This window comes from Geodermatophilus sp. SYSU D00696, assembly GCF_054050235.1.
Map to the genome: position 1 here is coordinate 84,519 of NZ_JBJGYY010000015.1, position 12,362 is coordinate 96,880.

Sequence of the window (12,362 nt, forward strand, 5' to 3'; positions counted from 1 at the left end):
GAGTGTCCGACCCGTGCCGACCAACAAGCAGCGGCGGGTTGCCGCGCAGCGCCGCCTGCAGCGGCAGCTCGAGCGCCGTGCCGAGCTGGCCCGCAAGCGCCGCCGCAACCTGCTCGTCGTGGTGACCGTGCTCGCCGTCGTCCTGGTGGGCGGCGCGGTCTCGCTCGTCGCCGGCTTCGGTGGCGGCGACGAGGACCCGAGCACCGCGGAGGCCGCGACCAGCACCAGCGCGGCGCCGACGACGCCCGGGGTCGTCGACGGCAGCGACGGCACCTGCGACTGGACCCCGGCCGACACCGCGAGCAACCCCGACCTGCGTGGCGACACCGGCACCCCGCCCGCCGAGGTCGTCCCGACCGGGACCACGGCGGTGAGCATCACCACCAACGTCGGCCCGATCGGGCTCACCCTCGACAACGCCAACGCCCCGTGCGGGGTGGCGAGCATGGTCTACCTGGCGCAGCAGGGCTACTTCGACGGCACGGTCTGCCACCGGGAGACCGACTCCGAGGGCCTCAGGGTGCTGCAGTGCGGCGACCCGAGCGGCACCGGCCGCGGCGGGCCGGCCTACCAGTTCCCGACCCAGGTGAGCGGCGACGAGACCTACCCGCGCGGCACGGTCGCGATGGCCAACAGCGGGCAGGGCTTCGACGGCAGCCAGTTCTTCCTGGTGTGGGGCGACAGCCAGCTGCCGCCGAACTACACCGTGCTGGGCACCATCGACGAGGCGGGCCTGGCCACGCTCGACACCGTCGCCGCCGCCGGCAACGACGGCAGCAACGGCCCCGGCGACGGCGCGCCGACGCAGGAGGTCCGCATCGAGTCCCTCACCGTCGCCGCGTGACCTCCCGGCTGCGCGCCGGGGCACGCACCGGCGCGGCGGTCCCGCTGGCCGTGCTGTCGCTGGCCGCCTGCACCGGCACCGTCGCGGGGACGGCCTCGCCGGCCGCCGGCAGCGGCGGCGGGAGCGCGGCGGACCCGGCCGGGACGACGGCGACCTGCGACTGGATCGCCGCCCGGTCGGGCAACCCCTACGCCGTCGACGTCGACCCGCCGGCCACCGAGGTCCCCGCCGAGGGCACCGCGGACCTGCGCATGACGACGTCGCTGGGCGAGCTGGTCCTCACGCTCGACCGGGCCGGCGCGCCGTGCGCGGCGGCGAGCATGCTGCACCTGGCCGGCCTGGGCTTCTTCGACGGCTCGGCGTGCCACCGGGAGGTCGACACCCAGGGCCTGCAGGTGCTGCAGTGCGGCGACCCCACCGGCACCGGCGCGGGCGGGCCCACCTACGCCTTCCCCACCGACGTCGACGGCGACGAGACCTACCCGCGCGGCACCGTGGCGATGGCCAACAGCGGGCAGGGCCTCGACGGCAGCCAGTTCTTCCTGGTGTGGGGCGACAGCACGCTGCCGCCGGACTACACCGTCGTCGGCACGATCGACGACGCCGGGCTGGCCGTGCTCGACGTCGTCGCGGCCAACGGCAACGACGGCTCGCTCGACCCCTCCCCCGGCGGCGGCGCCCCGACCGTGCCGGTCACCATCGTGTCCATGACCCCGGCCACGTGACGACCCGACCCGATCCCTACGCCGGGTTCCCCGCAGGCTTCTTCTCCCGGGCCGACGAGCGGCCCGACGCCGAGTTCTACGGCCCGCCGCGGCTGGTCACCCACATCGACGACGCCGCGATCGCCGCCGTCGGCGACCTCTACGCCGAACTGGGCATCGACGGGTCGGCGCCCGCCCCGGTGCGGGTGCTCGACCTCATGTCGTCGTGGGTCTCGCACTTCCGCACGCCGCCGGCCGAGCTGGTGGTGCTCGGCATGAACGCCGCCGAGCTGGCGGCCAACCGCGCCGCCACCGAGCGGGTGGTGCACGACCTCAACGCGGACCCGCGGCTGCCGCTGCCCGACGCGGACGTCGACGCCGCCGTCTGCTGCGTGTCGATCGACTACCTGACGCGGCCGGTCGAGGTGCTCGCCGAGGTGGCCCGGGTGCTGCGCCCGGGCGGGCCGCTGGCGGTGACCTTCTCCAACCGGTGCTTCCCGACCAAGGCGGTGCGCGGCTGGCTGCTCACCTCCGACGAGCAGCACGGGGAGCTGGTCGCCGAGCTCGTCCGGCGCACCAGGCGCTTCACCGAGCCGCAGGTGTCGCTGCGCACCGCGCCCGGCACCGGCGACCCGCTGTGGGCCGTCGTCGCCCGCCGGCCGGCCTGACCGTTATGCGGTGACGCGCTCGACGTCGAAGACGCCGTCGACGTTGCGGACCGCCTGCAGCACCGCGCCGAGGTGCGCCGGGTCGGCCAGCTCGAAGGTGAACCGGCTGATCGCCACCCGGTCGCGGCTGGTCTGCACCGACGCCGACAGGATGTTGACCCGCTCGTCGGCCAGGACCTTGGTGACGTCGGAGAGCAGCCGGTGCCGGTCGAGCGCCTCCACCTGGATCGAGACGAGGAACACCGACCCGGGGTGGCTGGCCCAGTCGACCTCGACCAGCCGCTCGCTCTTGCGGCGCAGGTCGGCGGCGTTGGTGCAGTCGGTGCGGTGCACGCTCACCCCGCCGCCGCGGGTGACGAAGCCCAGGATGTCGTCGCCGGGGACCGGGGTGCAGCACTTGGCGAGCTTGGCCCACACGTCGTTCATGCCGTGCACGACGACGCCCGGGTCGCCGCTGCCGGTGCGCCGGGAGACCGTCCGGCGGGTGGGGATCGCGGTCTCGGCGATGTCCTCGACCGCGCCCTCGGCGCCGCCCAGCGCGGTCATCAGCTTCTCGACGACCGACGCCGCCGAGATCTGGTTCTCCCCCACCGCGGCGTAGAGCGCCGTGACGTCGGCGTAGCGCAGGTCCTTGGCCAGCGTGGCCAGGGCGTCGCCGCCGAGCAGCCGCTGCAGCGGCAGCCCGGCCTTGCGCATGGCGCGGGTCAGCGCCTCCTTGCCGGCCTCGACGGCGTCGTCGCGCCGCTCCTTGGTGAACCACTGCCGGATCTTGGTGCGCGCCCGGGAGGACCCGACGAAGCCCAGCCAGTCCTTCGACGGCCCGGCCGTGGGCGAGCGGGAGGTGAAGATCTCGACGACGTCGCCGTTGGCGAGGTTGCTGTCCAGGCTGACCAGCGCGCCGTTGACCCGGGCGCCGATGCAGCGGTGGCCGACCTCGGTGTGGACCGCGTAGGCGAAGTCGACCGGCGTCGCCCCGCCGGGCAGGCTGACGACGTCGCCCTTGGGCGTGAAGACGAAGACCTCCTGCGGCCCGAGGTCGTAGCGCAGGGTCTCGAGGAACTCGCCGGGCTCCTGGGCCTCCCGCTGCCAGTCGAGGAGCTGGCGCAGCCAGAGCATGTCGTCGGGGGTGCCGACCTTGCTGGCGCCGAACTCGCCGGGCCCGGGGCGGCCGCCGCTGCGCGCCTTCTCCTTGTACTTCCAGTGCGCGGCGATGCCGTACTCGGCGGTGCGGTGCATGTCGTGCGTGCGGATCTGCAGCTCGACCGGCTTGCCGTGCGGGCCGATCACCGTCGTGTGCAGCGACTGGTACATGTTGAACTTCGGCATCGCGACGAAGTCCTTGAACCGCCCGGGCACCGGCTGCCAGTGCGCGTGCATGATGCCCAGCGCGGCGTAGCAGTCGCGGACGGTGTCGACCAGGATCCGGATGCCCACCAGGTCCCAGATGTCGGTGAAGTCCCGGCCGCGGACGATCATCTTCTGGTAGATCGAGTAGTAGTGCTTGGGCCGGCCGGTGACGACCGCCGGGATGCCCGCGGCCTTGAGCTGCTCGGTCACCGCGGCGGTGACCTCGGCGAGGTAGGTGTCCCGGGACGGCGCCCGCTCGGCGACCAGCCGGACGATCTCGTCGTAGCGCTTGGGGTAGAGCGTGGCGAACGCGAGGTCCTCGAGTTCCCACTTGATCGTGTTCATGCCCAGGCGGTGGGCCAGCGGGGCGAGGATCTCCAGCGTCTCGCGCGCCTTCTTCTCCTGCTTCTCCGGCGGGAGGAAGCGCAGCGTGCGCATGTTGTGCAGGCGGTCGGCGAGCTTGATGACCAGCACCCGGGGGTCGCGGGCCATCGCCACGATCATCTTGCGGATCGTCTCGGCCTGGGCGGCGTCGCCGAGCTTCACCTTGTCGATCTTGGTGACCCCGTCGACGAGGTGGGCGACCTCGGGGCCGAAGTCGGCGCTGATCGCCTCGAGCGTCTTGCCGGTGTCCTCGACGGTGTCGTGCAGCAGCGCGGCCACCAGCGTCGTGGTGTCCATCCCCAGCCCGGCCAGGACGGTGGCCACGGCCAGCGGGTGGGTGATGTAGGGGTCGCCGCTCTTGCGCTTCTGGGAGGCGTGCGCGGCCTCGGCGACGTCGTAGGCGCGCTGCAGCAGCGCGAGGTCGGCCTTGGGGTGGCTCTGCCGGTGCAGCGCGGCCAGCGGCTCGAGGACCGGGCGGACCACGGCGCTGCGCTGGCCGGTGACGATGCGGCGGGCCAGCCGGTCGCGGACCCGCCGCGGGCGCGGCGACCCGGTCCCGCCCTCCTCCGGCGGCTCGCTGCCGACGTCGTCGGGGCGGCGCACCAGCGGACGCCCGGCCGGTGCGGAGCGCTGCTCCGCCGCCGGGTCCTGGGGCGCGGTGTGCTGGAGCGCGGTGTCCTGGCGGGCGGGGTCCGGCTCCGGGGTCGGCGCCGCGGGACCGGGCCCGGCCGGGCCGGTCGCCTGCTCGGGCCGCGCGCCAGCCACGCGGGTGGCGGGCGCGTCGGGGGCCACGGGGACTCCTGCCGGCAGACGAGGGAGGACCTCTCCCATGCTAGCCGGGCCGGGTCACGGAACGGCCTCCGCAGGGCCGGTGCTCCCCCTCAGGTGGTCCAGAGGGCGTGCACCGGGTGCGGGACCAGCCGCTCCCGTCCGCCGAGGGCGGTCAGCTCGATGACCACGGAGACCGCGGTGACGACGGCGCCGAGCTCCTCCACCAGCGCGACGGAGGCGGCGAGCGTGCCCCCGGTGGCCAGCACGTCGTCGACCAGCAGCACCCGCTGGCCGCGGTGCAGCGAGTCGGTGTGCATCTCGATGGTCGCGGTGCCGTACTCCAGCGCGTAGTCGGCGGTGACGCGGTCCCGCGGCAGCTTGCCGGCCTTGCGGACCGGCACCACGCCGACGCCGGCCTGCAGCGCCACCGCCGCGGCGAGCAGGAACCCGCGCGCCTCCACGCCCACGACGACGTCGAAGCCCGGGTCGCCGGGCACGCCGTCGTCGGCGTGCGCCACCGCGGCCGCCCGCGGGTCCTCCAGCGCGGGCGCGGCCAGCCCCTCGACCACGCGGCGGAAGACCGGGCCGTCGGCGAAGACCGGCGTCAGGTCGCGGAAGACCACCCCGGGGGTCGGGAAGTCCGGGACCTCGACGGCCAGCCCGGCGATGAGCTCATCGAGCGGGACGGTGCCCGTCACCGTCGCTCCTCGCCCCGTGTCACCGTCGTTTCTTCGTGCCCGACCGCGGGCCCGGCCGCTGCGGCCGCTGGCCGGGGCGCGGGGCGGCCGTCGCCCCGCGCGGGCCGGGACGGCGCGCGGGCTCCGGGCCCACCGACGCCGGCGACTCCACGACCACGTCGGCCTCGGCGGGACCGAACGCGTCGACGTCCCGCTCGGCGAGGGCCACGCCCCCGGCGCGGCCGGCGCCGCGGTTGCGGCGGGCGCTGGCCACCGGGCCGGCGGTCACGCGGGCACCGGTGCGGGCGGCGGCCGACCGGCGGGCGAGCACCCGGCGGCGCAGCGCCTGCACCTCCGGCTCGCGCTCCTTGAGGTCGGCGACGATCGGGGTGGCCAGGAAGATCGACGAGTACGCGCCTGCGGCCAGGCCGACGAACAGCACCAGCGCGAGGTCCTTGAGCGTGCCGACGCCGAGCAGGCCCGCCCCGACGAACAGCAGGCCGGCGACCGGCAGCAGCGCGATGACCGAGGTGTTGATCGAGCGCATGAGGGTCTGGTTGACCGCCAGGTTCGCCGCCTCGCCCCAGGTCATGCGGGCCGTCTTCTCCAGGTCGCGGGTGTTCTCGTCGACCTTGTCGAAGACGACGACGGTGTCGTACAGCGAGAACCCGAGGATGGTGAGCAGGCCGATGACCGTCGACGGCGTGACCTCGAACCCGACCAGCGAGTACACCCCGGCGGTGACCACCAGGTCGTGCAGCAGGGCGACGATCGCGCCGACCGCCATCTTGGGCTGGAACCGGATGGCCAGGAACGCGATGACCGCGACGAGGAAGACCGCCAGCGCCAGCAGCGCCTGGTCGGTGATGTCCTGCCCCCACTCGGCGCTCACCGACTCGGGGCTGACCTGGTCGGGCGCCACCCCGGCGGCGTCGGCGACGGCGTCGACGACCGCCCGCTCTCCCTCGTTGTCCAGGGCGCCGGTGCGCAGCAGGATCTCGTCGCCGCCGACCACCTGGGCCGAGGCGACGTCGGCGCCCGCGTCGGTGGCGGCCTGGCGGACCTCCTCGAGCTGCTCGATCCCGCCGGCCACCCGGAAGCTGTTGCCCCCGGCGAAGTCGATACCGAAGTTGAAGCCGCGGAACAGCATCGAGGCGACGCAGACGAGCACGACGACGGCGGTGATCTTGTAGATCAGCCGGCTGCGGCCGACGACGTCGAGCCCGGCCTCGCCGTTGTAGAGGCGGTGCGCCAGCGACGCCCGGTGCGGCGGGCGCCGGGTGGTGCCGTCCTGCCCCTCGGCGGGCAGGCCGGCGTCGGCCAGCGCGAGGTCTCCGGCGGCCTGGCCGGCCGCGGCGGCGTCCTCCGCGGCGTCGACCCCGGCGGCGCGCGCCTCGTCGGCCTCGGTGCCGACCGGGACCTCGCGCTCCCGGTCGTCGGCGGTGTCGCGGTCCTGCTCGCGGCTCATGCCTGGCTCCTGTCCTGGGACGCGCGGGCGCCGCTGCCGGCGCCGACCAGCTCGCGGTCGGCGCGGGCCTGCGGGGCGGCGGACCGGCGCGAGCGGTCGACCCGGCCGAGACCGGAGAACCGGCTCCGGCTGAAGGCCGGGAAGCGGGCCAGCACCGCCATCAGCGGGTGGGTGAAGAGGAAGACGACGACCAGGTCGAGCACCGTGGACAGACCCAGGGTGAACGCGAAGCCCTTCACGTCGCCGATGGCCAGCCAGTACAGGATGGCCGCGGCCAGGAAGCTGACCGCGTCGGCCGAGAGGATGGTCCGGCGGGCGCGGACCCAGGCCCGCGGCACGGCCGAGCGCAGGCTGCGGCCCTCGCGGATCTCGTCCTTGAGCCGCTCGAAGTACACGACGAACGAGTCGGCGGTGATGCCGATCGCGACGATGAACCCGGCGATGCCGGCCAGGCTCAGGGTGAACCCGATCTCGCGACCCAGCAGCACCAGGCTGGCGTAGACCACGACCGCCGAGAGCACCAGGCTGGCGATCATCACCAGGCCCAGCAGCCGGTAGTAGACCAGCGCGTAGACGAAGACCAGCGCGATGCCGATGGCCCCGGCGATCAGGCCGGCCCGCAGCTGCTCGGAGCCGAGCTCGGTGGAGATCGACTCCGCGGTGGCCTGGGTGAAGGTCAGCGGCAACGCGCCGTAGCGGAGCTGGTTGGCCAGTTCCTCGGCGCTCTCCTGGTCGAACTGGCCGGTGATCGTCGTCTGGCCGTTGATGGCGCCCTGGATGGTGGGCGCGGAGACCACCCGGCCGTCGAGGGTGAAGGCGACGTTGCTGCCGACGTTGGCGGCCGTGTACTCGGCCCAGGTGGCCCGGCCCTCGCTGTTGAAGTCGAGCAGCACGACCCACTCGCCGGTGGTGGGCTGGGTGCCGGCGGAGGCGTCGGCGATCTCGGTGCCCTCGATGATCGTCGGGCCGAGGAGGTACTTCTGGGTGCCGTCCTCGCTGCACGCCGCGACGTGGTCGTCGGGGCGGGCGACCTCGCCGGCGGTGTCCTCGGGCGCGCAGGTCAGCGTGGCGTACTCGGCCGCGGCCTCCTCCTGGGTCACCGCGGGACGGTCGGTGTCGAGCGCGGGGTCGCTGATCGCCTCGTCACCGGGCGCCGCCGAGTCCGTGGCCGCCGCGGAGTCCGTCGGGGCCGCCGAGTCCGTGGGCGCCGCCGAGTCCGTCGGGGCCGCCGAGTCGGTGGGGGCCGCCGGGTCGGTCGGCGTGGCCTCGTCGGTGGTCTCGGCCGGGGCCGCCGTCTCCGGGCCGGTGATCACCGGCCGGAAGCGCAGCTGGGCGGTCTGGCCGAGCTCGCGCGCCTGCTCGCCGCTGTCACCGGGCACCGAGATGACGATGTTGGACTCGCCCTCGGTGACCACCTCGGCCTCGGCCACGCCGAGACCGTTGACCCGCTGCTCGATGATCTGCCGGGCGAGCTCGAGGTCCTCGGGAGCCGGCGCCTGCCCGTCGGGGGTGCGGGCGGTCAGCGTCACCGTGGTGCCGCCGCGCAGGTCCAGGCCGAGCTGGGGGGTGCGGTCGCTGCCGGTGAGGAAGATGAGGCCGTACATGACGGCCACGATCAGGAAGAAGGCGCCGAAGTAACGGCTCGCGGGCAGGGCGCGGTTGGCCACCGGACGCCCCGTCAGAGGGTCTTGCCGGAGGAACCGTCACCGCGCCGGTCGTCCCGGGCGGACGTCTCGTCCACCGAGGGGTCGACCGCCGGGTCCACCACCGTCTCGCCGGTGACGACCGGGCCGGGGACCTCCCCGGCCGGCGGGCGCACCTGCAGGACCGCCTGCCGGGCGTAGGTGACGACGACACCCGGGGCGATCTCGACCTGGACGGTGGCCGGGTCGTCGAGGCCCGCCACCGTGGCGTGCACGCCCCCGGCCATGATGACCGGGACGCCGATCGTCAGCGCCGACTGCGTCTGGTTCTGCTGGCGCTTGCGGGCCCGCGCCGGCAGGACGACCAGGGCCACGAAGGCCAGCACGAGCAGGAGCAGGGGGAACAGTTCCACGACGGTGGTGCCTCTCTACCGCGCCGGGTGCACGCGGTCGGTGCGGCCCGGGTCGGGACCGCTCGGGTACGTCGGTCGAGGCGCGCGGGCCGGCCCCCGCCGACACCGGGTCGCGGAGCCGGGACCCGAACGGCCCGGCGAGGGGCCGACTTGCGCGCCAGCGCCGATCAGTCTAGGCGTCGAAGAGCGGTTCCGACGACGAACCCGGGTCACGCGGGGCGGCTGTGACACCTCCGAGGGGGATCCCGCCGCGCGGCAGCGGCCGGCCGAGGTGCCGCCAGGCCGCCTCGGTGGCCACCCGCCCGCGGGGCGTGCGGGCCAGCAGGCCGGCGCGCACGAGGAACGGCTCGCACACCTCCTCCACGGTGTGCGGCTCCTCCCCCACCGCGACGGCGAGGGTGCTCACGCCCACCGGGCCGCCGTTGAAGCGGGCGACCAGCGCCTCGAGCACCGCCCGGTCGAGCCGGTCGAGCCCGAGCTCGTCGACGTCGTAGAGCGCCAGCGCGGCCCGCGCGACGGCCCGGGTCACCCGGCCGTCGGCCTCCACCTCGGCGTAGTCGCGCACCCGGCGCAGCAGCCGGTTGGCGATGCGCGGGGTGCCCCGGGAGCGGCCCGCGATCTCGGCCGAGCCGTCGTCGGTGAGCTCGACGCCGAGCAGGTCGGCGCTGCGGGCGAGCACCTGCTGCAGCTCGGCGGGCTCGTAGAACTCCATCTGGCCGACGAAGCCGAACCGGTCGCGCAGCGGGCCGGTGAGCAGGCCGGCCCGGGTGGTCGCACCCACGAGGGTGAACGGGTTGATCTCCAGCGGGATGGCGGTGGCGCCGGGCCCCTTGCCGACGACGACGTCGACCCGGAAGTCCTCCATCGCCATGTACAGCAGTTCCTCGGCCGGCCGCGCGATGCGGTGGATCTCGTCGATGAACAGCACGTCGCCGGGGCCGAGGTTGGACAGCATCGCCGCGAGGTCGCCGGAGCGCTCGATCGCCGGACCGCTGGTGATCTTCACCGAGGTGCCCAGCTCCGAGCCGATGATGAGCGCGAGGCTGGTCTTGCCCAGGCCGGGCGGGCCCGACAGCAGCACGTGGTCCGGCGGCCGGCCCCGGCGCTTGGCGCCCTCGAGCACCAGCGCGAGCTGGCGGGCCACCTTGGGCTGGCCGATGAAGTCGGTCAGCGAGTGCGGGCGCAGCGCCGACTCGACGACCCGCTCCTCGTCACCGGCCTGCGGCGAGACGCCGAGGTCGCGGCCGATGCCCGAGGCCACCTCCCCGGTCAGCGACCGGTCGAACGGCCCGCTCACGACCGGCCCAGCAGCTGCAGCGCCTGGCGCAGGAGCAGCGCGACGTCGACCCGGCCGGTGCCGGTGAGCTGCTCGTCGGCGACCGGCGCGAGCGCGGTGAGCGCGGTGTCGGCCTCGCGGCTGGACCAGCCCAGGCCCACCAGCGCGGCGGTGAGCTGGTCGCGCCAGGGCGCCACCGGGGTGACCGGCGCGGCGCCCGCCGGCAGCGCGCCGCCGTCGAGCTGGGTGTCGGTGGTGGTGGAGCCCAGCCGGTCGCGCAGCTCGAGGATCAGCCGCTCCGCGCCCTTCTTGCCGATGCCGGGCACCTGGGTGAGCGCCTTGACGTCGGCCATCGACACCGCGCGGCGCACCTCGCGCGGCGGGTGGATGGCCAGCACCGCCTGGGCCAGCCGCGGGCCGACCCCGTTGGCCGTCTGCAGCAGCTCGAAGAGCTGGCGCTCGTCGTCGTCGGCGAAGCCGTAGAGGGTCAGGGAGTCCTCGCGGACGACGAGGCTGGTGGCCAGCCGGGCCTGCTCCCCCACCACGAGCCGGGCGATGGTGCCCGGCGTGCACTGCACCGACAGGCCGACCCCGCCGACCTCGACCACCGCGCCGTCGGGCCCGACCGCCGCCACCCGGCCGTTGACGCTCGCGATCACCGGGACACCCCCTGCCAGCGCGGCAGCGTCCGCTGCACCACCGGTGCGCCGATGCCGCCGGCGATCGCCGCGCTGCGCAGCCGCTGCTGCGCCGGGCCGCGCCACACGTGGCAGACCGCCAGGGCGAGCGCGTCGGCGGCGTCGGCCGGCTTGGGGGCGGCCGCGAGGCCCAGCACCCGGGTGACCATGAGGGTGACCTGCTCCTTGTCCGCGCGGCCGCTGCCGGAGATGGCCGCCTTGACCTCGCTGGGCGTGTGCCAGGCGACCGGCCGGTCGGCCTGCGCGGCGGCCAGCGCCGCCACGCCCGCCGCCTGGGCGGTGCCGGTGGCGGTGCCCTTGTTGTTCTGGGTGAAGACCCGCTCGATGGCCACGACGTCGGGCCGGTGCTCGCGCAGCAGCGCCGTCACCTGGGTGTGCAGCTCCAGCAGCCGCAGCTCCAGGTCGAGGTCGGCGGAGCTGCGGATGACGCCCACCCCGACGGCCTCCGGCCGGGCGCCGGGACGGCCGTCGACGACGCCCCACCCGCACCGGGTGAGCCCCGGGTCGATGCCGAGGACCCGCATGGACGCCTCCCGATGACCGAACTGGTGTTCGACCGAGGCTAACCGGCCCGTGCGACGAGAGGGCGCGACACGCGGGCCGTCGTCAGCCCACCTTCTCGAGCACCTCGTCGGAGACGTCGTAGTTGGCGTAGACGTTCTGCACGTCGTCGCAGTCCTCGAGGGCGTCGATGAGGCGGAACACCTTGCCGGCGCCCTCCTCGTCGAGCTCGACGGTGACGCTGGGGACGAAGCCGGCCTCGGCCGAGTCGTAGTCGATGCCGGCGTCCTGCAGGGCGGTGCGCACCGCGACCAGGTCGGTGGGCTCGCAGACGACCTCGAGGGTGTCGCCGAGGTCGCGGACCTCCTCGGCGCCGGCGTCGAGGACGGCCAGGAGCACGCTGTCCTCGTCGACGCCGTCGGACTTGGGCACGACGACGACGCCCTTGCGGGTGAACAGGTAGGACACCGAGCCCGGGTCGGCCATGGAGCCGCCGTTGCGGGTCATCGCGGTGCGCACCTCGGAGGCGGCGCGGTTGCGGTTGTCGGTGAGGCACTCGACGAGCACCGCGACACCGCCGGCGGCATAGCCCTCGTAGGTGATGTTCTGGTAGTCGGTGCCCCCGGCCTCGGCGCCCGACCCGCGCTTGACCGCGCGGTCGATGTTGTCGTTGGGGACCGAGGACTTCTTCGCCTTCTGGATGGCGTCGTAGAGCGTCGGGTTGCCCGCCGGGTCACCGCCGCCGGTGCGTGCCGCGACCTCGACGTTCTTGATCAGCTTGGCGAACAGCTTGCCGCGCTTGGCGTCGATCGCGGCCTTCTTGTGCTTGGTGGTCGCCCACTTGGAATGGCCGCTCACGGCTGTCCTCCTCGTCCCGGGCGCCCGGCACCGGCACCCGGGCGCACCGGTCGATCCTACCGGCGGCCCGCCGGCCCCCGACCCGGCCGGACGGGCCCGGCCGGGCAGGC

At 74.8% G+C, this 12,362-nt stretch carries 12 protein-coding genes; 3 read left to right on the plus strand and 9 right to left on the minus strand.

The window, feature by feature from the left end:
- Nucleotides 1-13: 13 nt before the first annotated feature.
- From ACI79O_RS11690 to ACI79O_RS11700, 3 genes are read left to right on the plus strand one after another with little or no spacing between them, the layout of a single operon-like run.
- Entirely contained in the window at nucleotides 14-844 is an 831-nt protein-coding gene (locus ACI79O_RS11690) for a peptidylprolyl isomerase (protein WP_456888157.1), read from the plus strand.
- Nucleotides 841-1,569 (plus strand): peptidylprolyl isomerase, encoded by a 729-nt coding sequence (locus ACI79O_RS11695; protein ID WP_456888155.1) that lies wholly within the window; start codon nucleotides 841-843, stop codon nucleotides 1,567-1,569. Before ACI79O_RS11690 ends, ACI79O_RS11695 begins: the two co-directional genes overlap by 4 nt.
- Nucleotides 1,566-2,216, plus strand: a complete 651-nt coding sequence (locus tag ACI79O_RS11700) for a class I SAM-dependent methyltransferase (protein ID WP_456888153.1) — start codon at nucleotides 1,566-1,568, stop codon at nucleotides 2,214-2,216. The genes ACI79O_RS11695 and ACI79O_RS11700 overlap by 4 nt, the downstream gene beginning before the upstream one ends.
- Nucleotides 2,217-2,219: 3 nt before the next feature.
- Here the strand turns inward: ACI79O_RS11700 and ACI79O_RS11705 are convergent, their stop codons facing one another.
- The 9 genes from ACI79O_RS11705 to ACI79O_RS11745 all read right to left on the minus strand — a co-directional run bounded on the left by ACI79O_RS11705 (nucleotide 2,220) and on the right by ACI79O_RS11745 (nucleotide 12,252).
- Nucleotides 2,220-4,739 (minus strand): RelA/SpoT family protein, encoded by a 2,520-nt coding sequence (locus tag ACI79O_RS11705; RefSeq protein ID WP_456914208.1) that lies wholly within the window; start codon nucleotides 4,737-4,739, stop codon nucleotides 2,220-2,222.
- Between the two features lie 89 nt (nucleotides 4,740-4,828).
- Nucleotides 4,829-5,416, minus strand: coding sequence for an adenine phosphoribosyltransferase (locus tag ACI79O_RS11710; protein ID WP_456877133.1), 588 nt, complete (start codon nucleotides 5,414-5,416; stop codon nucleotides 4,829-4,831).
- 19 nt (nucleotides 5,417-5,435) lie between these two features.
- A complete protein-coding gene (gene secF / locus ACI79O_RS11715) occupies nucleotides 5,436-6,863 on the minus strand; it encodes a protein translocase subunit SecF (RefSeq protein WP_456914209.1) in 1,428 nt (475 codons plus the stop codon).
- Nucleotides 6,860-8,530 carry a protein translocase subunit SecD gene (gene secD / locus ACI79O_RS11720; RefSeq protein WP_456888146.1) on the minus strand — a complete coding sequence of 557 codons (1,671 nt, stop codon included), beginning with the start codon at nucleotides 8,528-8,530 and terminating at the stop codon, nucleotides 6,860-6,862. Before secD ends, secF begins: the two co-directional genes overlap by 4 nt.
- 11 nt (nucleotides 8,531-8,541) lie before the next feature.
- Nucleotides 8,542-8,919 carry a preprotein translocase subunit YajC gene (locus tag ACI79O_RS11725; protein WP_456914210.1) on the minus strand — a complete coding sequence of 126 codons (378 nt, stop codon included), beginning with the start codon at nucleotides 8,917-8,919 and terminating at the stop codon, nucleotides 8,542-8,544.
- A 172-nt stretch (nucleotides 8,920-9,091) separates the two neighbouring features.
- A complete protein-coding gene (ruvB, locus tag ACI79O_RS11730) occupies nucleotides 9,092-10,216 on the minus strand; it encodes a Holliday junction branch migration DNA helicase RuvB (protein WP_456877129.1) in 1,125 nt (374 codons plus the stop codon).
- Nucleotides 10,213-10,854, minus strand: coding sequence for a Holliday junction branch migration protein RuvA (gene ruvA, locus ACI79O_RS11735; protein ID WP_456888138.1), 642 nt, complete (start codon nucleotides 10,852-10,854; stop codon nucleotides 10,213-10,215). The genes ruvB and ruvA overlap by 4 nt, the downstream gene beginning before the upstream one ends.
- Nucleotides 10,851-11,417, minus strand: coding sequence for a crossover junction endodeoxyribonuclease RuvC (ruvC, locus tag ACI79O_RS11740; RefSeq protein ID WP_456877127.1), 567 nt, complete (start codon nucleotides 11,415-11,417; stop codon nucleotides 10,851-10,853). Before ruvC ends, ruvA begins: the two co-directional genes overlap by 4 nt.
- 82 nt (nucleotides 11,418-11,499) lie before the next feature.
- Nucleotides 11,500-12,252 (minus strand): YebC/PmpR family DNA-binding transcriptional regulator, encoded by a 753-nt coding sequence (locus ACI79O_RS11745; protein ID WP_456877126.1) that lies wholly within the window; start codon nucleotides 12,250-12,252, stop codon nucleotides 11,500-11,502.
- Nucleotides 12,253-12,362 lie beyond the last annotated feature (110 nt).

What these genes read in the sequence shown, in the direction of transcription:
- ruvC (WP_456877127.1), bottom strand. Translation starts at nt 11,417, where the DNA reads ATGCGGGTCCTCGGCATCGACCCGGGGCTCACCCGGTGCGGGTGGGGC.
- secF (WP_456914209.1), bottom strand. Translation starts at nt 6,863, where the DNA reads ATGAGCCGCGAGCAGGACCGCGACACCGCCGACGACCGGGAGCGCGAG.